A 20,756-nucleotide genomic window follows, 5' to 3' on the forward strand; every position below is an offset into this window, starting at 1 on the left:
GCCCTGACCCCGATCACGGATCGCAGGTCAGGGGTCAGGGCTCACCGGTCACGGGTCACCGGTCACGGCTCACCGGTCACGGGTCACGGGTCACGGGTCACGGGGAGCTCACGGCCGCCTAGAAGGGCTTCGCCAGTACGTGTGCCGCGCCGGGGATGCCGACCTCGAGGAGGGCGTCCTCCTCGGGGGTGGTCGGTGCGCCCATCTCCTGCTTGAGGACCGCGCGGGACATGGCCTGCACCCACATCGCCCGGGGCCTGCGGCGGGACTCCCAGGCCTCCAGGGCGGCCGGCACCGAGTCGGCGGTGTCCAGGGACTCGGCGAGCACGAGCGCGTCCTCGACGGCCATCGCCGCGCCCTGGGCGAGGTGCGGGGTGGAGGCGTGGGCCGCGTCGCCGGCGAGGACGACACGGCCCACGTGCCACGGCTCGTCCACGGTGACCTGGGAGATACGGGAGTACACGACGGCGGACGGGTCGGTGACCGCGGCGAGCGCCTCCGCGACCGGGCCGGAGAACGGGGCGAGCCGCTTGGCGAGCTCCTCGTGCGCCCGCTCCGGGTCGGGACGGAAGTCCTCGACTTCAGCGAACACGGCGCCCAGGTACATCAGTTCGTCGGTGATCGGGGTGAGCAGCGCCTTCGCCTCCTGGCCGGCCGTCGCCATCACCACACCGCGCACGTCGGGGTGTCGCGGCACGGTGGCACGCCAGTTGGCGAAGCCGGTGTACGCGGGCGTGTACCGGTCCCCGTACAACCGGGTGCGCAGCGGCGATCCGATGCCGTCGAAGCCGACGACCAGGTCCCAGCGCCCGGTGGTGCCGTCGGAGAGCGTGACCGTGACGCCCGTACCGTCGTCGTCGAGCTCGGTGACTGTTGTGCCGGACCGGACCCGCGCACCGGCCGCGGCGGCGGCGCCCCCGAGGATCTCGGCGAGCGCGGCCCGCGGAATGCCGTTGCTCGGCGGGGCGTCGCCCATGCGCGGCTGCGGTATCCGCGCCAGCGTGTTCCCCGCGGGGTCCGCGATCGTCAGGAACTCCCAGGCGTACCCCGCCGCGAGGCACTCGTCGAGCACCCCCAGCTCACCCATGACGTGCAGCGCGTTCGACGGCTGGATGATGCCGACGCCGAGCGCGGTCGGCTCGGCACGGATCTCGGCGACCTCCACGGTGTGGCCGCGCCGGGCCAGGGCGGTGGCGAGCGCGAGCCCGCCGATTCCTCCGCCGTTGATGAGGACGCGCAGGGCTGATGCCATCGGTGATCTCTCCAAAGCGTGAACGGGGGTACGGTTCCGATCACTTCATGATCACACCCCGCCCGCCCTGCCCCGTGCGTCCCCGGGTTCCCGGTTCCCGGTATCCGATACCGGTGCCCGGCATCCCGCCCCGCCTTCCCGCAATGGGGGCGCCCTGCCGCTGGCCGATGTCCACGTCCATGCCCAGCTCGCCGCGGAGGCGGCGGAGGCCGCCGCGCTCCAGGGACGCTTCTGGGAGGTGCACGACCTGCTCATCGACCGTCAGGTCGCGCTCTGCACCGAGGATCTGCGCCGGTACGCGGAGCTCGTCGGCCTGGACACGGCCCGGTTCGAACGGGATTTGGACGACCGGCTCGGGGCCGCCCGGGTCGCCGAGGACGTCGAGTCCGCCGAACTCAGCAGCGTGGCCGGCACGCCCTCGTTCTTCGTCAACGGGCGTCGGCACCAGGGTGCCTACGACATCGCGACCCTGTCCGCCGCCGTGCGCACGGCCCGCGAGCGCGCCGAGGTGTCGGCCTGAGGGGCGCGTTCCCGGCGCGCCGGTCCCCGGCGGCGCCGAGTGCCGGGACGCGCCCGGCGAACACCGGTGGTTCTGCCGATGCCCTCGTGTCGTGCTGCCCGGACAGTGGCCGGGCCAGATCACGGCGCGGCCGGTGTCCCGAGAGGGGGACGACGGCCGCCCACGACACGAGAGGACGACTCCGTCGTGACACGACACATCGGCGCGGCCGTGGCCGCCGCCTGCCTGACCCTGCTGCTCGCACCCGGCGTCCAGGCCGCCGAGACGGCTCCGGTGGGCATTTCCGAGGCCGGGGTGAATCCGTACGAGCGGGGGCCCGCGCCGACCGACGCGAGCACCGAGGCGTTGCGGGGCTCGTACGCGGTCTCCGAGACCGGCGTCTCGTCGCTGGCCGTTACCGGCTTCGGTGGGGGCACGATCTACTACCCCACGTCGACCGGCGACGGTACGTTCGGCGCGGTGGTGATCGCGCCGGGGTTCACCGCGTACCAGTCGTCGATCGCGTGGCTGGGGCCGCGACTCGCCTCGCAGGGCTTCGTGGTGTTCACCATCGACACGCTCACCACGCTCGACCAGCCCGACAGCCGCGGCCGGCAGCTCCTGGCCGCGCTCGACTACCTGACGCAGCGGAGCGCCGTGCGGGGGCGGGTCGACGCGACCCGGCTCGGTGTGATGGGGCACTCCATGGGCGGCGGCGGGAGCCTCGAAGCGGCCAAGAGCCGGCCGTCGCTCAAGGCCGCCGTCCCGCTCACGCCGTGGAACACGGACAAGACGTGGCCCGAGATCACCACGCCCACCCTCGTCATCGGTGCGGACGGCGACACGATCGCGCCCGTCGCCACCCACGCCGAGCCCTTCTACGAGACCCTCCCCGGCTCGCTGGACAAGGCGTACCTGGAGCTGAACGGCGCCACGCACTTCACTCCGAACTCGTCCAACACGACGATCGCGAAGTACAGCCTCTCCTGGCTCAAGCGCTTCATCGACGACGACACCCGCTACGAGCAGTTCCTCTGCCCGCTGCCGCGGCCGAGTCTCACGATCGACGAGTACCGGGGCACCTGCCCGCACGGCTCCTGACGCTCTGTGCGGCGTCACAGCGCCCGCTTCCCGGTTCTGGGCCACTGCCCAGGACCGGGAAGCTTCCGCGGCCTCCTACGGGTCGGTAACGTGACCGCCGTGAGCGGATCGACCCATGCCGCCGCCCCTGGCCCGCGGCTCCACGACCGCACGGCCGAACTCGCCGCCGTGGCCCGCCTGTCGGCCCGTGCCGCCACGGGGTCCCCCGGCGTGCTGTTCGTCACCGGGAACCCCGGCGAGGGGCGCACCACCGTCCTCGCCCACGCGTGCCATGCCTTTCCCGGCACCGGGTACCTGGTCGCCGCGCCCCCGCACCGCGGGCCCTGGAGCGCGGCACGCGCACTGTTCGCGGCCCTCGCGCCCACCCCTGCCGCCGGACGCCGGGCGCTCCGCCAGGCGCGGGGCGAGGGCGGGCTGGGCCGGGCCGTGGCGGCCCTCGTGGCCGAGGCGGAAGCGGATGCCACTGCCCTGGTCCGGGCCGGGTCCGATTCCGGTGCCGATGGTTCCGGTCCCGGTTCTGGGGCCGGCTCCGGCTCCGAGCCCGATTGCGATGCCGGGCCCGCCGGCCTCGCGTCCGTCGGCCGCTCCCCTGCCGTCGGGTCCGGTCCCGTACTGATCTGCGTCGACGATCTCCACCTGTGGGACGCGCATTCCCGGGCCGCCCTCACCGCGACCTGGCGGGAGAACGGCGGGCGCGAACCGGGCCCGCCGTTCCGGGTGGCATGGCTCGTATCGGCCGCCCGTCACCACCGGCTCCCGGACGTGCCGGGGGCGGAGACCGTACGGCTGGGCAGGCTGACCCCGGCCGGTGCGCGGGCCCTGCTGCGTGACCTGTGCCCGGCGGGCGGCCCGTCGGCCCACGTCGAGGAGCGGGTGCTCGACGAGTCTTCCGGGCACCCGGGCGTCCTCACCGCGGCGGTCCGGCGCCTGACTGCCGCTCAGCTCGCGGGAACGGTACCTCTGCCGCTGCCCGCCGTCGACGACGACGTCCTCTCCGAGGTGTACGGAGGGCTTCTCGACCGTCTCCCGTCGGCCTCCCGCCGCCTGCTCACCACGGTCGCCGTGATGGCCCTGACCGGCCGCGCCGGGGTCGGCGATGCGATGGTCGGGGCGTACGGGATGGGTGTCGGCGCCCTCCCCTCCGGGGCCCGTGGGGCGCGCACGCCGGTGGAGCCGTTGGAGGGGCTGGTCGCGGACGGGCTGCTGTGCCGCAGGGGCGGGGTGCTCGGCTTCCAGGACCCGTTCCTCGGGCGTGCCGCGCTCGCCTCGGCCCGGCCGAGTCGGGGCGAGGCGGGTCCGATCGCGGGTACGGCCCCTGCGGCGGGAGGTCCGGCGGCCGACTCCTTGAGCGGGACGACTCGCACCGCAGGCGGCCCGGCGGCGGGGACGGCGGGCGGGCCCACAACTCGCACCGCGGCCGGCCCGGCGGCGGGCACGGCAGGCGGCCCGGCCGCGGGTGCGGGCGTCCTGGCATCCGGCCCGGCGTCCGGCCCGGCACCCAGTGCGGTCTCCCCCACCTCACGCCGGGCGCCAGGCACGGCCCGACCTGTGCCCCACGCGGCATCCAGCCCGGCGCCGGAATCGCCCCACCCGGCATCCGGCACAGTGCCGGGTGCCGCCCTCGTGCGGGGCGAGGGCCATCGGGTGGACCGGCTGGGGGCGTCAGCCGCCGTGCGGGCGTTGTCGCCGCTGGTCCGGGGGCGGGCGCAGGTGGTGCGCGGGCTCGCGGCGCTGGCCGGGGGGCCGGTGGGGGACGCGTTCGAGGCGCTGCTGCAGGCGGCGGAGCTGCTGCGGGGGCGGGCGCCGGTGGAGGCGTCCGATGCACGGTTCCTGGCGATGGAGGCGGCGTGGGCGGGGGGTGATGTCGCCGGGTGTCTGGCGGCCCTCGACGGCGGGGAGGAGGTGCGGGGTACGGAGCGGGACTTCGCCGACGGGTTGAGTGCCGCTCTGTCGGTACGGCTCGAAGAGGGGCGGACGGCGCTGGCGCGGGTGGTCGCGCGGGACGGCGTGGCGGATGATCCGCGGCTGCTGTTGCGGGCCGGTTCGGCCGCGCTGGTGCTCGGGGACACCGCCGCGGCGGCGCGGGTGCACGCGCGGGCCTTGTCCCGGGCCAGGGCGGAGCGAAGGACGGGCCTGCTGCCGCGGGCGCTCGAGCAGCTCGCCTACGCCGAGCTCCGGGCCGGGCGGTACAGCAGGGCGGCGCGTACGGCACGTGAGGGGCTGCGGGCGGCGGAGGCGACGGGGCAGCACAATGTGGCCGCGCATCAGCACGCCGTACTGGCCCTGGTGGCGTCGGTGGCGGGTGACGGGCCCGCGGTGGCCGAGCACGCGGGGCGGGCGCTCGCCACGGCGGGCCCGCACGGTCTGGTGCAGGCGGCGACGCTGGCCGAGTGGGCACTGGCCCGTGCCGAGTTGGGCCGGGGTCTGGCCGACCAGGCGACCGCGCGCCTGGTACCGCTGGTGCGGCCCGGTCCGCGTGGTGGTCATTTCGCGCTGCGCATGCTGGCCGTGCCGTGTTTCGTCGAGGCCGCCGTCGCGGCGGGCCGGAAGGCCGAGGCCCTGGAGGCGGCCGAGGAGTACGCGGCGTGGGCCGCCCTGGGCGTCGACGGTCCGGCACCGGCCCAGCTGGCCCGCTGCCGGGCGCTCCTGGCGAAGGGCGAGGGGCCGGCGTACTGGTTCGGTGAGGCCGTGCGCCGCCACGACGGTTGCGGCAACGACTTCGAGCGGGCCCGTACCCTCCTCGCCTACGGCACGTGGCTGAGGCGCCGTCGGCGTCCGGGGGACGCGCGTGGTCCGCTGCGCGACGCGCTCGTCACCTTCGAGCGGGCGGCGGCCGGAGGGTGGGCCGAGCACGCGCGCTCCGAACTCCGCGCGACGGGCGGCGCGTCCGGCGGCGCCACGGCCCCGGGAGGGCCGGGCGAGCTCACCCCGCAGCAGCAGCGCATCGCCCGTCTCGTCGCGCGCGGCGCCACCAACCAGGAGGTCGCCGACCACCTCTCGCTCAGTCCCCGTACGGTCGACCACCACCTCCGCGGCGTCTTCGCCCGGCTCGGCATCCGTTCCCGGGTCGAACTGCCCGCCGTGGTGGGCGGGTGGGACGCGGAGCGGGAGGCGGGAGCGGCGGGATCCGGCGGGCGGTAGCCCGCCGTCACGGCGGCGGGCCCCGTCACTCCCCATCCCCCGTCGCTCCACCGCGCGCCGCGCCGCGCGTAAACCGCTCGCAGGTGGTCATCCCCGGGCCGATGATCAGGGGATGACACGCTCCTTCGAAGAACTCATCGCGGAAGCCTCCGAGGCGTCGGTCGACGGCTGGGACTTCTCCTGGCTCGACGGACGCGCGACGGAGGAACGGCCTTCCTGGGGCTACCGGCAGCTGCTCGGCGAGCGGCTCGCACGGGCCTCGGCCGGTCTCGACGTCCAGACGGGCGGCGGGGAGGTCCTGGCCGGGGTGCCGGTGCTCCCTCCGGCGATGGCGGCGACGGAGGCGTGGCCGCCGAACATCGCTCGGGCCACCCGGCTGCTCCACCCGCGGGGGGTGGTCGTCGTCGCCGATCCCGATAGGCCTCCGCTGCCGTTCGGCGACGCGGCCTTCGATCTCGTCACCAGCCGGCACCCGGTCACCGTGTGGTGGGCGGAGATCGCCCGGGTGCTGCGGCCCGGTGGCACTTACCTGGCCCAGCACGTCGGGCCGGCCAGCGTATGGGAACTCGTCGAGTACTTCCTCGGGCCGCAGCCCGAGGCGGCCAGGGCCCGGCGCCCGGACGACGAGGCGGCGGGGGCGCGTGCGGCCGGTCTCGACGTCGTGGACGTCCGGAGCGAGCGGCTGCGCATGGAGTTCCACGACATCGGTGCCGTCGTCTGGTTCCTGCGCAAGGTCATCTGGATCGTGCCGGGGTTCACGGTCGACGGGGAGCTGTCCCGGCTGCGCGAGCTGGACGCGCGGATCCGCGCGGAGGGGCCGTTCGTGGCCCACTCCGCGCGGACCCTGATCGAGGCGCGCAAGCCGGAAACCCCCGCGTAGGTCACCGGGGAAAGTGGTGCGAAGGCCGTCAGCCGTTCGTCGGGGTCCAGTCGCCGAGCCAGTGCGCGGTGTCCTGGACGGCGGCCTGGGCGTCCGTGAGGTGGGGGCGGTCGGGGCCGGCGGGGCCCGCTCCGGGGCCGGTGTTGCGGTACTCGGCGAAGCGGTCGGACTTCCAGGAGAAGCCGCCCATGTCCGTCCACGGTGTGGTCTTCACGGCGGCGCTGAGGACGCTGTCGCGGACGGTGGTCTGGGGGTCGAGGGTCGCGTCGCCGCCCGCGTGCCAGGGACGGCCGAGGTGGAAGCTGCCGGGGGCCACGTCGCCGTTCACGGTGGAGCGGGTGATGAGGAGGCCGTTGCGGCCGGCGGCGGTGCTCGGTGCGGTGAGGTAGCCGGCCGAGGTGCCGTCCCAGCGCTTCTTCAGGGTGAGGACGGACCGGTCGATGACGGCCGTGGCGCGGCCGAAGACGAAGTCGACGTTGCCGATGACGTAGGAGTTGCTCAGGTACACGCGGCCGATCCGGTCGCGGGCGGCGGTGTCGAGGAGGAGGGTGTCCTGGTCTCCGCTGACGATGAGGCCGTCGAGGACGATCCGGTCTCCGGCCGTCCTGAGGGCGACCGCCTGATGGCCGTTCAGTGCCTGGTTGGCCGCCTCGTCGAAGTCGTTGGAGATGCTGAGGTTGCGGGCCTGGAAGTCGTCGGCCTCGACCGCGACGGTGGCGCTGCCGCCGGTGCCGTACGTGCCCGAGCCGTCGGGCTTGGGCGTCCCGGAGGCGTGGCCCTCGACGATGAGGGTGTCCTTGCGGCTGCCGCCGGTGCCCTCGATGGTGACGTGGGGCTTGTTCGCGGGGACCTTCACGGTCTCGCGGTAGACGCCGGGGGCGAGGCGGATCACGACCCGGGAGGTGTTGCCCGCCGGGACGGCATCGACGGCCTTCTGCACGCTCGTGAACCGGCCGCTGCCGTCCTTGGCGACGGTCAGGGTCGTGGCCGCGGCGGCCGTGGCCGTCGCGGTCGCCGTCGCCGTCGCCGTCGTGCCGATGGAGCTGCGGGGCCCGGCACCGGACTTGACCAGAGCGGGCACGTCGGCCGCCGGGTCGGCGGTGTACGGGTAGGAGGTCCTCGGGTCGAAGGCCGTGCCGCCGCTCTCGTTGCGGCCGGTGGTGCCGGAGAAGAGGTTGCCGCGCTGGACGAGGCCGGCCGTGGCGTCCTTGATCACCGGGTTGTTCACGCCCTGGAAGTAGCTGTTCTCCAGCAGCATGCGGGTGTTGCCGCGTGCGTAGTTGCCGTAGGCCGAGGTGATCGCCGTACCGGCGTCGTCCTGGAGGAGGTTGTTGTAGAGGTGCGCGTGGGCGGCGTTGTCGGCCGACGGGTTGCGCTGCTCGGTCTCCCGGAACCAGTTGTGGTGGAGGGTGAGGTCGGCCGTGACGTTCTCGGTCCAGCCGATCCCGAAGGTCTTGTTGTTGTTGCTCAGCCTGTTCCAGGACACGGTGACGTACGTCGTGTCCTTGCGGCTGTCGATGAGCCCGTCGGCCATGTTCCGCAGGTCGTTGTGGTCGATCCACACGTGGTGCGCGCCGTCCATCTGCACGGCGTCGAAGTCGTGCTCCTTGTCGTTCCAGATGCCCTGGTAGGCGTCACGGATCGTCAGGTTCCGGATGATGACGTTGTGGACGCCCGCGCCGAGGAAGAATCCCCCGCCGACGATGTGCCCGGCGGTGCCCGAGCCGACGATCGTCTTGTCGGAGGCGACCTTGATCTCCTTGCCGACGGGGTTCATCGTGATCGTCCCGGCGACGACGATGACGTAGGGCTCCGGCGCGGTGGCGTACTTCTCCAGGTCGGCGAGGCTCCGTACGGTGACCGTCGCCCCGTCCCGCCCTCCGTACGTCCCGTTCTGCCCGAGGGCGTTCACCGAAGCGAACCCGTCGGCGGCGGCCCGCGCCCAAGCCGGCGCGTCGGCGGCCCCGGCCCGCGGGCTCGCGTCCCCGCCGAACACTCCGAACGCCGTGCCGTACGCCAGCACTCCGGCCGCGGCGAGGACCGCGGGAACGCCGATCGCCCACGCCTTTCCGCTCCGCCGGTGCCTGGCCCTGCCGGGGGTCTCACTCACGTCGTGGTCCTTCCGTCAGTGGGGGGTGGCTCTGCCCCGGAGGGGCGACCGGTGAGTGAGTCGCCGCCGTGACGGGAAAGGTTGCCGCCCCCTCGCGGCCGGTCGGGCGGCCGGCCCCGGTCAGTCGTCCGGTGCGATGACCACGACCTGGTCGGCGGGGTCCCAGTGGCGTACGTGGGCCTTCGGGGGGTTGAGGCGTACGCCGTGGTGGGGGGCGGTGGCGGCGTGTCGGTGGGAGCGGTAGCCGATGGCGGTGGCGCCTTGGCGGGCGGCGGATTCCACGACGGTGGCGAAGGAGGTGGGGCGGCCGGTGGCGACGTACCGGGCGGCGGGGTGGAGGTGGACGGAGTTGCCGTCGGTGGCGAAGAGCTCCTGGAACACGGCGGCGAGGTGGGGGTTCTGGGAGATCTGGGTCATGAGGAGGCCGATGGTCCTGCCGCTGACGAGGAAGTCGGCCGCGGCGGCCCGGGGGGCGATGAGGTGGTTGCGGTCGTCGGTGAGTTCGGCGACGACGGGGACGGGGTGCGCGCTGTGGCGCTGCAGTTCCCGTAAGTGGAGGAGGGTGACGAGGGTGTGGTCGTCCGGGTCTTCGTGGCCTCGGCGGCGGTCGGGGCCGAGCACGATGACGGCGTCGTAGCCGGTGAGGTCCCGTGCGGCGGTGGTTTCGGGCCGGCTGGGGTCGCCCCGGTGGTGGCGGAGCGGGAGGCGGTGGGCGACGGCTTCGGCGGCGGTGCGGACGGCGGTGACGGTCGCCGCGGTGGGTTCGGCGACGACGTCGAGGGTGGAGCCGGGGGGTGTGCGTCGTGCCAGTCGGCCGGCGATGCGGGGCGCGCGGCGGTTCCAGCCGAGGAGGAGGTACCGCTCGGGGGCGGCGCGTGCCGGGGGCGGGGGCGTGGCGACGGCGGTCGGGTCGTAGGGGACCGGAGGGTCGGCGGGATGGGTGGTGTCGGTGTCCTCGGCGACGACGAGGAGGCGGTCGCCCGGTTCCAGCGGGGTGTCGGCGGGCGGGTTGAGGAGGACGGTTCCGTCGCCGCGGACCAGGCCGACTCCGCACGACCGCGGACATCGGGCGGAGGCCTTCTTGAACGTCAGTCCGGCCGGTCCGGGTGCGGGCAGGGTGTGGAACTCGTGGCCGGCGAAGTCGAGGAGTTCCTGGTGGACGAGGGAGAGTCCGGGGGTGCGCGCGTACTGGACGAGGAGCCGGGCGGCGATGTCGTCGGTGTGCAGGACGGTGGCCCGGGTGCCGCCGGCGAGGCGGGCGGCGGTGAGGTGGCGGTCGCCTCGTACGGCGGCGATGACGCGCACCGGGTGTTCGTCCCCGGCGGCGGCGGTGAGGGACAGCAGGGTCTTCACGGTCTCGGCGTCGTCGCGGGGACTGTCCCGGGGCAGGACGAGCACGGACTCCGCGGCGGCGGGACTCACGCGGGCGAGCGCGGTGGGGTCGGCGGGCCTGCCGGTGCGGATGATGACCCGGGTGCGGCCCGTGGCGCCGACGGCCGCGCGGAGTTCGTCCTCCATCGCGGTCTTGACGCGGTCGGCGAGCACGGTGACGACGCTCCGGCCGCGCCTGGCGGCGGCGACCTGGGCGGTGACGAGTTCGGCGACGACGGTGGGGATCTGCTCGGACCAGCCGAGTACGACGGTGTGCCCGCGTTCCAGGACGGTGGAGTGGCCCTTGTTGAGGGCGATGAGCTTGTCGGTGATGCCGGTGGTGATGAGGCTGACGAGGGTGGAGACGTAGAGGAGGGCGATGAGGGCGAGGAGGACGGAGAGGGCGACGCGCAGCGGTGGGCCGACTTCGCCGCCGAGGCGGAGGGTCTGTCCGGTGTTCCTCCAGACGGCCGCGATGCGGGAGTTCAGGGAGGCGGGGGCACGGTCGTCGGTCCACACCAGCAGGACGCTGACGGGGACGACGAGCAGCAGGCAGGCGAGGGCCAGCCAGCCGACGAGCGCGGGTGTCCCGCGGGTCAGGACGGTGTCGAACCAGTAGCGGAGGCGTGCCTCGGTGGTGTCGGTCCGGTTCGGGGGCCGTCCGGGGGGTGCGGGTGGTGTGACGGCCCTGCCCGTGCCGGATCCCTGTGCGTGGTTCCGCTGCTGTGGAACCACCTTGCTGCCTTCTGTGCGCACGTCAGCAGCGTGGCGCCCGGCCGTGACGGGCGGGGCGCCATCGCGCCAGGTTCATCCCTTCGTGATCAGTGTCCGGGGTGGGGGTCAGGCGTACGGGTCGAAGGTGATGCCGGCCGGTTTGGCCTTGGCGAGGTGGGCGGCGAAGTTGCCGTCCTTGAGGCCGAAGACGGCACTGCCGAAGTCGGCCTGGCTCAGCTTGTCGCGCAGGCCCGCGGGGTAGCCGTTCCAGCCGACGAGGCTCGGGAACTGCCAGGTGTGCTGGTGGTTCTCGGGCGGTTCGTCGTTGGTGTTGGCGGGGCGGAAGCAGTGGGTGCCGATGCCGTCCTTGTGGTAGACGACCTTGGGGTGGGTGCCGTCCCAGCGGATGCGGTCACGGCCGTTGATCACGAAGTTGCCGTGGGCCGAGGTGGAGACGTACTGGGCCTGGTCGTTCTGCACCCAGACGACGACGTGTTCCCAGTCGTGGCGATGGCCGCCGAGGCTGCTGCCGGGCACGGCCTGGTCCTTCTCGAAGTAGAGGCCGTAGAGGATGGCGCACCAGCCGTTGTTGCACTTGGAGCGTGCGTAGCCGTTGGTGTTGGTGAGGTCCCAGGCGTCGCGGCACTGGCCGTTGAGGGCTCCCGACGGGTTGAGGCCGCCGTTGAGCGTGCCGTCGGGGCCGATGGCGGGGGTGGGGTAGCAGCCGTCCGTGTCGTAGTCGAAGGCCGGTTGGAAGGTCTGTTCCAGACCGTCGGCGTTGGCGGGCAGGGCGGTGGGCGGGGCTGCGAGGGCGCTGCTCGGCAGGGCGATGAGAAGGGCGAGGGCCCCGGTGAGGGCGAGGGCGCCCCTGGTGACGTACGCCGGTGTCTTCACTACGTCCCCTTGGGTCGGAGGCATGGTGCGGGAAGCCCATATTGGCATGCACAGATCACGCCCGTGGCTCACTGGACCAATCCGGGAGCCCCGGCGCATCGCACCAGACGGGCCCACGCCCGCTGGATGCACCACGCAACGAAACGGCGAATTGGTCTAGTCCAACTTTGGTCCAGGCCATTGACGTGCCCCTGACGGCCGGGCTACTTCCTATGCCGACAACCGTGCGCGGCAGGCATGTCGGCGCACTCCCCCACGTCATTGGATTCCCATGAGACGCGTACGTTCGCTCCGTTCGGCCCTCACCGGGGTCGCGACCGCCGTGGCCGCCCTGGGCCTGGCCACGGTCGCCACCGCCCCCGCCCAGGCGGCGACCCCGCTCCCCGAGCACGTCTTCGCCCCGTACTTCGAGGCGTGGACCGGGGAGAGCCCGGCGGCCCTCAGCGCCCAGTCCGGGGCCAAGCACCTCACGATGGCGTTCCTCCAGACGGCGACGAAGGGGTCGTGCACGGCGTACTGGAACGGCGACTCCGGCACGCCGATCGCCCCGGCCTCCTTCGGCGCCGACATCAAGACGATCCAGTCCCGCGGCGGCGACGTCATCCCCTCCTTCGGCGGGTACACGGCGGACACCACCGGCACCGAGATCGCGGACAGCTGCACCGACGTCAACCAGATCGCCGCCGTCTACCAGAAGGTCATCACGACCTACGACGTCACCCGGCTCGACATGGACATCGAGGTCGACTCGCTGGACGACACCGCCGGCATCGACCGGCGGAACAAGGCCATCAAGGTCCTCCAGGACTGGGCCGCGGCCAACGGCCGCCGGATCCAGATCTCGTACACCCTGCCGACGACCACCCACGGCCTCGCCGCCAGCGGTCTCGCCGTGCTGAAGAACGCCGTGGCCAACGGCGCGAAGGTCGACGTCGTCAACATGATGACCTTCGACTACTACGACAACGCGGCCCACGACATGGCCGCCGACACCAAGACGGCGGCCCAGGGCCTCTACGACCAGCTCGCCAAGCTGTACCCGGCCAAGACGCCCGCGCAGCTCTGGGGCATGGTCGGCATCACCGAGATGATCGGCGTCGACGACTTCGGCCCGGCCGAGACGTTCACCCTGGCCAACGCCCGCACGGTGTACGACTGGGCGGTCTCCAAGGGCATCAACACGCTCTCGTTCTGGGCGCTCCAGCGCGACAACGGCGGCTGCCCCGGCGGCGCCGCCGCCGACAACTGCTCCGGCATCCAGCAGAACACCTGGGACTTCTCCCACGTCTTCAGTCCGTTCACCAGCGGCACCACGGCCCCGACCGACGACTTCTCGGTGACGGCGACCCCCGCGAACGCCACGGTCGCCGCGGGCTCCGCCACCTCCACCACGGTCAAGACCGCGGTCACGGCCGGCGCCGCCCAGACCGTCGCCCTCAGCGTCAGCGGCCTCCCCGCCGGCGTGACCGCTTCCCTCAGCCCCACCTCGGTCACGGCCGGCGGCTCCGCCACGCTGACCGTCGCCACCACCGCGGCGGCCGTCTCCGGCACCTACCAGATCGTCGTCAACGGTTCGGGGCCGTCCGCCGCCCACTCCGCCGTCTTCACCCTGACCGTCACCGGCGGCGTCAGCCAGTGCACCGCGAGCCCGTGGGTCACCACCGCCGTCTACACCGGCGGCCAGCAGGTCTCCCACAAGGGCCACACCTGGAAGGCCAAGTGGTGGACGACCGGCGAAGAGCCCGGCACCACCGGCCAGTGGGGCGTCTGGCAGGACCTCGGCGCCTGCTGATCCCCGCCTCCTCGCCCAGCCAGGGGCGTGTCCGACGCATCCCGTCGGGCACGCCCCTCGGCGTTCGGCGGGCCAATCAACTAGACGATACGGTTCGTCTCGCTTAGGGTGGCGTCATGACCACCACCTCCCCCGCCCACATCGCCATGTTCTCCATCGCCGCCCACGGTCACGTGAACCCCAGCCTGGAGGTCATCCGCGAACTCGTCGCGCGCGGCCACCGGGTCAGCTACGCCGTTCCCGCCTCCTTCGCGGAGAAGGTCGCCGCGACCGGCGCCACCCCCGTCGTCTACGGGTCCACGCTGCCGACCGACGACGACCCGGACGCCTGGGGCACGGAACTGATCGACAACATCGAACCGTTCCTGGCCGACGCCGTGCAGGCGCTGCCTCAGCTCGCGGAGGCCTTCGCGGAGGACCGGCCCGACCTCGTCCTCCACGACATCACGTCCTACCCGGCGCCCGTGCTCGCCCACGGATGGGGCGTGCCCGCACTGTCGCTGTGGCCCAACCTGGTGCCGTGGGAGGGATACGAGGAGGAGGTCGCCGAACCCATGTTCGCCGAGCTCAAGGCATCGGCGCGCGGCAAGGCGTACTACGCGCGGTTCGGGGAGTGGCTGGCCGGCCACGGGATCGACGCGGAACCCGACCGGTTCGTGGCACGGCCGCGCCGCGCGGTGGTGCTCATCCCCAAGGCGCTCCAGCCGCACGCCGACCGGGTGGACGAGTCCGTGTACACGTTCGTCGGCGCCTGCCAGGGCGCCCGCGCCGAGCAGGGCGAGTGGCGGCGGCCCGAGGGCGCGCGCAAGGTGCTCCTCGTCTCGCTGGGGTCCTCCTTCACCAAGCAGCCCGGCTTCTACCGGGACTGCGTGGAGGCGTTCCGCGGTCTTCCGGACTGGCACGTCGTCCTGCAGATCGGGAAGTTCGTCGATCCGGCGGAGCTCGGCGACCTGCCCGCCAACGTCGAGGCGCACGCCTGGGTGCCGCAGCTCGCGATCCTCCGCGAGGCCGACGCCTTCGTCACGCACGCGGGCGCGGGCGGAAGCCAGGAGGGCCTCGCCACCGCCACCCCGATGGTCGCCGTACCCCAGGCCGTCGACCAGTTCGGGAACGCCGCGATGCTGGAGTCCCTGGGCGTCGCCCGGCACCTGCCGATGGAGGAGGTCACCCCGGAACGCCTGCGCGAGGCGGTGCTCGCCCTGGCCGACGACCCCGAAGTGGCCCGCCGCGCACGGGAGATCCAGGACGCGATGGCCCGCGAGGGCGGCACGCGCCGCGCCGCCGACCTCGTCGAGGCGGAGCTCGCCGGGCTCCCCGACCGGGCGACGGACCCGTCGGCCCGCGCGTAGGGTCGCACCATGTCCAAGAGCGAGATCGACCGGGTGACCGCCGAGTTCTACGGCGCGTTCGACAACCGCGGCGGCAAGCCCGCCGACGTGGAGCGGATCCGCCGCCTCGTCCTGCCCCAGGGGGTGATCGTCTGCACCGCGCCCACGTTCGCGGCGTACTCCGTCGAGGAGTTCGTGGTGCCGCGCGAGCAACTCCTCTCGGGCGGGCGGCTCGTCGAGTTCTCGGAGTGGGAGACCTCCGAGGACACACGGATCGAGGGCGACCTCGCCTCGCGGTTCGGCACGTACCGCAAGTCCGGTGTCCTCGACGGCGAGCACTACGACGGCACCGGCACCAAGACCCTCCAGTTCGTGCGGACACCGGACGGCTGGCGGATCGCGGCCCTGTCCTGGTACGACCACCCCTGACCGGCTCCCGGACCCCTCCCGCGTACGGCCGCCCGCCCCCGGCAGGCGGCCCGTCGCACCCCGCTACAGGGACGGGCCGCCACCGAGCCGCGTCAGACCACGGCGCCCGACCGTCGCCGGGGCGCGGCCACGGGAACGGGCGCCGGACGGCGCCGCTCCAGGACCACGGCCAGGGGCAGGGCCGTGAACACGGTGGAGGCCATGCCCAGGACCACGCCCGCGAGGAGCGCGACGGAGAAGTCGGTGAGCGAGTCGCCGCCGAGGACCGCCAGCGCGACGAGGACGAAGAGCGCCCCCATGCCGGTGTTGACCGTACGCGGCAGGGTCTGGGCGACGGCCCGGTCGGCGAGGTCCGCCAGCGGGACGCCGCCACCTCGGCGGCGCAGCTCCCGCAGCCGGTCGAGGACGACCACCGAGTCGTTGACGGAATAGCCCACGACGGTCAGCAGCGCGGCCAGGAACACACTGTCGAACGGCTTGCCCAGCCAGGCGAAGAGGCCGACGACGAGCAGCACGTCCTGGGCCATCGCGGCCACCGCCGCCGTCGCGTACGTCCAGCGGAACCGCACGGTCAGATAGAGGAGTTGGGCGGCAACGGCCAGTCCGAGGGCGAGCAGGGCATGGGTGCGCAGCTCGCCGCCGAGGCTCGGTCCGATCAGGTCGTCCCGCTCCACGGACACCGGGCCCGCGACCCCGGTGAGGGCCTCGCGGATCTCCCGCTGCTCACCGTCGCCCGTCTCCCGGACGCGGACCGACACGTCGGTGCCGCCGTCACCGGCCGTCTGGACGACGGCGTCGGGGAAACCGGCGGCGACGATCGCCGTACGCGCCTCGTCGGCGTCGACCGGACGTTCCGCCGCGTACCGCACGACCCGGCCGCCGGTGAACTCGACGCCGAACTCCACGCCCCGGACACCGATCCCGGCCAGCGCCACGAGGAGGAGTCCCGCGCAGCCGGTGAGCCAGCGGCGCCGGTACGCCGTCACGCGGGGGGCCCGGCGGGCCAGCCGCGTCCGCAGCCGGCCGAGCGACGCAACGCCGGTCAGTGCCGGGCGGCGGCGCACCGCCGGAAGGCGCAGGGCGACGTCGGCGAGGAGCCGGGTGATGACCATCGCGGTGAGAACCGAGGTGACGACGCCGATCGCGAGCGTCACCCCGAAGCCCTTGACCGGGCCGGTGGCGAAGGCGAACAGCAGGCCGGCCGCGAGCAGGGTGGTCACGTGGGAGTCGGCGACCGCGCTCCACACCTTCCCGAACGCCACCGTCACCGGCCGCCGCGGGTCGCGTCCTGCGGCCCGGCCCAGAGCCGCGTACTCCTCCCTCGCCCGTTCGAAGACCAGCACGTTGGCGTCCACGGCGATCCCGACGGCCAGGACGAATCCGGCGAGCCCGGGCAGGGTGAGGGTGGCTCCCAGGGCGACCACCGCGGCGTACGAGATCAGCCCGTACAGCAGGAGGGCGGCCGTGGCGAGCACACCGAGGAGGCGGTAGACCACCATCACGAAGAGCCCGGTGCAGGCCAGGCCGATCACCGCCGCCAGCGCGCTGGCCCTGATCGCCTCGGCGCCGAGCGTCGGGCCCACGGTGCTCTGCTCGACCGTCGTGACCGGCACGGGCAGCGCGCCGCCCTGGACGAGCGCCCCGAGGTCACGCGCCTCCCGCGCCGAGAACCCTCCGGTGATCTGCGCGGACCCGCCCGCGATGCCCGCCCCGCAGGGCACTCCGGCCTGCATGCCGGGAGCGGAGACGATCCGGTCGTCGAGCACGATCGCGACCCTGCGCGCCGGATCCGCGGGCCCCGCGCACGCGGCCTCGCCGGTCAGCCGCGCCCAGCCGTCCGCGGCCCGGTCGCGGAAGGACAGGTCGACCGTCCACCCGCGGCCGTTCGCCGTGTCGAGCACGGCTTCGGCGCTCTCGACGCCGTCGCCGGTGAGCGCGGGTGCGGCCAGGGCGAGGAAGCGGCCCGGTGCGTCCGGGTCGGCCAGGACGCGCGTCCCGTCCGCGCCGGCGGGTCCGGCCGGGCCCCGGGCCTCGCCGGTGACCGCGTGAAAGGTCAGTTGCGCCGTCCGGCCGATCACCTCGGCCGCCCGCTGCGGGTCGCGCAGGCCGGGCAGTTCGACGACGATCCGCCGCTCACCGGCCCGGGCGAGCGAGGGCTCCGCGACACCGAGGCCGTCCACGCGCTTGCGGAGCACCTCAAGGGCGCGGTCGGTGGACGCGGCGTCGGCGCGGGTCGTGGGTCCGTCCTCGGTCTGGAGGACGATGCGCGTCCCGCCGCGGAGGTCGAGTCCGAGGCGGGGCGAGGTGGTCAGGGCGATCCAGAGGGCGAGCGCGACGACGGCGCACGCGAGGAGCGCGCGCCGGAGCGCGGAACGAGCTGGCATGGGTACTCCACGGGCAGCGCACGGATCCGGCGGGCGTCACCCTTCCCGGGGAGCCCGAGCCGTCCGTGCCGGACGTACGGTCGGATGCGCGTCGCCGACCGGTCCGGGGCATGCCGAAGACCCGGACGGCGACGCGGGAGAACGTCAGTCGTGCCGGGGAGAGGGAGGCCCTCGGGGATCGCGCGGACCGTGGGAACCGCCGGGCGGCGCCCGCTCGCGGCGCGGATCGCCCACCACGAGTCCCCGTGTCGGTACGGGAACCTCGGCGGTCGCCGCGGCCGGGGCCGCGGGAGCTCCCGGGAACCGCACCGGGTTCTCCACGGCCGCCGTCACCCGTACGCCGGCAGAGGCCCCGAAGTGCGACTCCGGCGAGGCGACATGGCGGGAGGCCGGCGCGGCCCCGGCTTCCCGGACCGCCGGGCCGTGCACGGCCGCCGGGGCCTGCACGGCCGCCGCCGCGCTCAGGGGCGCATCGGCACTCACGGGTACCTTGGCGCTCACGGGCGTCTTGGCACTCACGGGCGTCTCGGCACTCACCGGCGCCATGGCGCTCACGGCCGTCGCGCCCGACGGCGGGAGCAGGAGGAGCGACCAGATCGCCCAGAGCAGCGCGGGCAGGAGGGTCGCGAGCCGTCGGGGAGAACGCCTCACCGTCCCGCACCTCCCCTGGTCCGTCGCGCCGGCCGACCCGTCGCGCCCACACTAGCCCGGGGGCGGGAAGCGCCGGCCACCCGGCCCCGTACGGAGTGCGGTTGGGTACGGAGGTGAGTACGCGTGCTCATCCCCGTACCCCCACGGCGCCGCGACGATGGTCCGGTCAGCGCATCCTTCCCGGAGTCAGGGGTCGTCCGTGCTCAGTCGTCTCGCCGCCCGTGTCGTGCCGTTGTTCGGCCGGTTGACCGTCACCGCGGACGCCGGGGCCTCCATCGAGCCCGGCAGCATCCTGGTCGTCAACCACACGTCGACGGCCGACCCCGCGCTGGTCCTCGCCGCGCTCCGCAGGCGGCTTGCCCTGGAGCCGGTGGTGCTCGCCACGGCGGGGCTGTGGCGCGTCCCGGTACTCGGCCGGCGCTGACCCGCGAAGGCCACGTACCGGTCCATCGGAACTCGGCGCGGGCCGCCGCCGCGCTCGACGCCGCCGCGGTCGCCCTCGCCTCGGGACGGCACGTGATGCTGTACGCCGAGGGCCGCATCCCGCCCCGCCGGGACGCCGCCGAGAACCCGCCCGAGATGTTCCGTACCGGGCTCGCCCGGCTCGCCGGCGCCACCGGGGCGCAGGTCGTGCCGATCGGGCAGGCCGGCGCCCGGCGGATCACCTCCGGCGGCCGCGCGAAGCAGATCGCCGGGGTCCTCACCGCGCCCGTCCGCAGACCCGGCCTCCACGTCCACATCGGGACCCCGCTCCGGTTGCCCGACGACGTGGCCGCCGCGACCCTGCTCGCCCACGGCGCCGTCACCGAGGCCTGGCGCACGGCGGCGGGAGCCCTGGGCGAACCGGCGGCCTTCGACGACGAGCCGCCCGCCGCGCCGACGCGCGCACGGTGGCGGCGGCGACCGGTCCGGCGCCAGGGCTGAACCACCGGGGCTCGCCGATCCGGCCCCGGAGCAGATCCACCGGGGCTCGCTGGTCCGGCACCAACGCTGAACCGGCACTCGTCGACCCGGCACCGGGGGCCGAACCACCGACGGCCCGTCAGGCCGTGTCGTCCTGGGCGTGCGTCGCCGGACGCCCCTCGCCGTCCGCCCGTGCGGCGACGTCCGCGTCCGCGTCCGCCAGCCAGAACAGCAGCGGGGAGAGGGCGAGTTCGAGGGCGGCGAGCGCGAGCTGGAACCCGTGCGGGCGTCCTTCGACGGCGAGGGAGAGCAGTCGGCCCAGGGCCCCCGCGAGGAACACGGCGGTGAGGCCTCGCACGGCGGTCGCCGGGATCGGCGTCTGCCGGGCCGCCCAGAGCCAGGCGAGGCCGTAGCCGGCGAAGGTCGCGCCGAGGAAGCGGCCGAGGCTGTCGATCGTCGGGCCGGCGTTCTCGGCGCCCGGGATCGAGGCGTTGCCGAGGAGGACGTGGAGGATTCCGATCGCCACGCAGGCGTACCCCATCGTCAGGGCCAGCCCTCGTAACGCCTTGGCTCTGGTCATGGTGCGACCCCCATCCAGTAGACATGCGTCCAGTAACGACGAGCAGCAGCGTACGGCCGCTTACTAGACGCGTGTCAAGTAACATGGCGGCGTGCCTCCCCGCCGACGCCTCAGCCCCGCCGAACGCCGCGCCCAGCTCCTGGACGTCGCCGCCGGCCTCTTCGCGGCTCAGCCGTACGACGAGGTGCGGATGGAGGCGGTCGCCGAGCGCGCCGGCGTCTCCCGCGCGCTGCTGTACCAGCACTTCCCGAGCAAGCGCGACCTGTTCGCCGCGCTCTACCAGGCGGTCTCCGACGACCTGTTGGCGAAGACGCGGCTCGACCCCGCCGACACCCTCGTCGAGCAGCTGGTCGAGGGGCTCGACGCGCACATCGCGTACTTCGCGGAGAACCGGAACACGGTCCTCGCGGCGAACCGCGTACTGGCCGGAGACCGTCTCGTCCAGACGATCATCGCCGAGGAGCTCGACGCCCTGCGCGAGCGTCTGCTGGGGGTGCTGCCGCTCGCCGACGAGCGGACCCGGGCGGCCGTTTCGGGGGTGCTGAAGAGCTGGCTGGTCTTCGTGCAGGTCCTGTGCGTCGACTGGCTGACCCACGAGACCTGTACCCGTACCGAACTGCGTGACGTGTGCGTCGGGGCGGTCGTCGGGGCCCTGCGGCCCCTGCTCGACGAGGACCCGGCCCCGGACTGGCCGCCGCACTGAGCGAAGGACCGCTCGTGCGGCCCC

15 protein-coding genes and 2 pseudogenes are annotated in these 20,756 nt (G+C 74.1%); 9 read left to right on the plus strand and 8 right to left on the minus strand.

Annotated elements, in window-relative coordinates; translation table 11 throughout:
• Positions 1 to 118: 118 nt before the first annotated feature.
• Positions 119 to 1,252 carry an FAD-dependent monooxygenase gene (locus MRBLMG1_RS25105; protein WP_367826361.1) on the minus strand — a complete coding sequence of 378 codons (1,134 nt, stop codon included), beginning with the start codon at positions 1,250 to 1,252 and terminating at the stop codon, positions 119 to 121.
• A gap of 40 nt (positions 1,253 to 1,292) precedes the next feature.
• Positions 1,293 to 1,496 carry a hypothetical protein gene (locus MRBLMG1_RS25110; protein ID WP_367826362.1) on the minus strand — a complete coding sequence of 68 codons (204 nt, stop codon included), beginning with the start codon at positions 1,494 to 1,496 and terminating at the stop codon, positions 1,293 to 1,295.
• Here MRBLMG1_RS25110 and MRBLMG1_RS25115 point away from each other — a divergent pair.
• The 4 genes and pseudogenes from MRBLMG1_RS25115 to MRBLMG1_RS25130 all read left to right on the plus strand — a co-directional run.
• Positions 1,407 to 1,772, plus strand: a pseudogene (locus tag MRBLMG1_RS25115) (DsbA family protein); the annotation flags it as partial. The gene MRBLMG1_RS25110 and the pseudogene MRBLMG1_RS25115 sit on opposite strands and share 90 nt — an antisense overlap.
• A 186-nt stretch (positions 1,773 to 1,958) precedes the next feature.
• The gene (locus MRBLMG1_RS25120) at positions 1,959 to 2,852 is read left to right on the plus strand and encodes an alpha/beta hydrolase family protein (RefSeq protein WP_367826363.1); all 894 of its coding nucleotides are present in this window, start codon (positions 1,959 to 1,961) and stop codon (positions 2,850 to 2,852) included.
• 99 nt (positions 2,853 to 2,951) lie between these two features.
• Positions 2,952 to 5,993 (plus strand): helix-turn-helix transcriptional regulator, encoded by a 3,042-nt coding sequence (locus MRBLMG1_RS25125; protein WP_367826364.1) that lies wholly within the window; start codon positions 2,952 to 2,954, stop codon positions 5,991 to 5,993.
• 112 nt (positions 5,994 to 6,105) lie between these two features.
• Entirely contained in the window at positions 6,106 to 6,873 is a 768-nt protein-coding gene (locus MRBLMG1_RS25130; protein WP_367826365.1) for a class I SAM-dependent methyltransferase, read from the plus strand.
• 28 nt (positions 6,874 to 6,901) lie between these two features.
• On the opposite strand, the gene MRBLMG1_RS25135 is transcribed toward MRBLMG1_RS25130, so the two are convergent.
• The 3 genes from MRBLMG1_RS25135 to MRBLMG1_RS25145 form a co-directional block, all read right to left on the minus strand.
• Positions 6,902 to 8,983: a pectinesterase family protein gene (locus MRBLMG1_RS25135; protein WP_367826366.1), complete on the minus strand. Its 2,082-nt coding sequence runs from the start codon at positions 8,981 to 8,983 to the stop codon at positions 6,902 to 6,904.
• Between the two features lie 120 nt (positions 8,984 to 9,103).
• Positions 9,104 to 11,110 (minus strand): CASTOR/POLLUX-related putative ion channel, encoded by a 2,007-nt coding sequence (locus MRBLMG1_RS25140; protein ID WP_367826367.1) that lies wholly within the window; start codon positions 11,108 to 11,110, stop codon positions 9,104 to 9,106.
• A gap of 84 nt (positions 11,111 to 11,194) precedes the next feature.
• A complete protein-coding gene (locus MRBLMG1_RS25145) occupies positions 11,195 to 11,986 on the minus strand; it encodes an NPP1 family protein (protein ID WP_414721641.1) in 792 nt (263 codons plus the stop codon).
• Between the two features lie 247 nt (positions 11,987 to 12,233).
• On the opposite strand from MRBLMG1_RS25145, the gene MRBLMG1_RS25150 reads away from it, so the two are divergent.
• From MRBLMG1_RS25150 to MRBLMG1_RS25160, 3 genes are all read left to right on the plus strand, one after another.
• Positions 12,234 to 13,754, plus strand: coding sequence for a glycosyl hydrolase family 18 protein (locus MRBLMG1_RS25150; protein ID WP_367826369.1), 1,521 nt, complete (start codon positions 12,234 to 12,236; stop codon positions 13,752 to 13,754).
• A gap of 116 nt (positions 13,755 to 13,870) precedes the next feature.
• The gene (mgt, locus tag MRBLMG1_RS25155; protein WP_367826370.1) at positions 13,871 to 15,103 is read left to right on the plus strand and encodes a macrolide-inactivating glycosyltransferase; all 1,233 of its coding nucleotides are present in this window, start codon (positions 13,871 to 13,873) and stop codon (positions 15,101 to 15,103) included.
• Positions 15,104 to 15,112: 9 nt separating this feature from the next.
• Positions 15,113 to 15,511 carry a DUF4440 domain-containing protein gene (locus MRBLMG1_RS25160; RefSeq protein ID WP_367826371.1) on the plus strand — a complete coding sequence of 133 codons (399 nt, stop codon included), beginning with the start codon at positions 15,113 to 15,115 and terminating at the stop codon, positions 15,509 to 15,511.
• A gap of 92 nt (positions 15,512 to 15,603) precedes the next feature.
• Here the strand turns inward: MRBLMG1_RS25160 and secD are convergent, their stop codons facing one another.
• Together secD and MRBLMG1_RS25170 are read right to left on the minus strand one after the other, a co-directional pair.
• Positions 15,604 to 17,895, minus strand: a complete 2,292-nt coding sequence (gene secD, locus MRBLMG1_RS25165) for a protein translocase subunit SecD (protein WP_367826372.1) — start codon at positions 17,893 to 17,895, stop codon at positions 15,604 to 15,606.
• A gap of 144 nt (positions 17,896 to 18,039) precedes the next feature.
• Positions 18,040 to 18,546 carry a hypothetical protein gene (locus MRBLMG1_RS25170; RefSeq protein WP_367826373.1) on the minus strand — a complete coding sequence of 169 codons (507 nt, stop codon included), beginning with the start codon at positions 18,544 to 18,546 and terminating at the stop codon, positions 18,040 to 18,042.
• A gap of 199 nt (positions 18,547 to 18,745) precedes the next feature.
• On the opposite strand from MRBLMG1_RS25170, the pseudogene MRBLMG1_RS25175 reads away from it, so the two are divergent.
• A pseudogene (locus tag MRBLMG1_RS25175) lies at positions 18,746 to 19,470 on the plus strand (lysophospholipid acyltransferase family protein).
• A gap of 118 nt (positions 19,471 to 19,588) precedes the next feature.
• Here the strand turns inward: MRBLMG1_RS25175 and MRBLMG1_RS25180 are convergent.
• Entirely contained in the window at positions 19,589 to 20,029 is a 441-nt protein-coding gene (locus tag MRBLMG1_RS25180) for a DUF4345 domain-containing protein (protein WP_367826374.1), read from the minus strand.
• 91 nt (positions 20,030 to 20,120) lie between these two features.
• Here MRBLMG1_RS25180 and MRBLMG1_RS25185 point away from each other — a divergent pair, with 91 nt between their 5' ends.
• Positions 20,121 to 20,732, plus strand: a complete 612-nt coding sequence (locus MRBLMG1_RS25185; protein ID WP_367826375.1) for a TetR/AcrR family transcriptional regulator — start codon at positions 20,121 to 20,123, stop codon at positions 20,730 to 20,732.
• Positions 20,733 to 20,756: the final 24 nt, after the last annotated feature.

This window comes from Streptomyces sp. LMG1-1-1.1 (assembly GCF_040815545.1).
Taxonomy (GTDB): domain Bacteria; phylum Actinomycetota; class Actinomycetes; order Streptomycetales; family Streptomycetaceae; genus Streptomyces.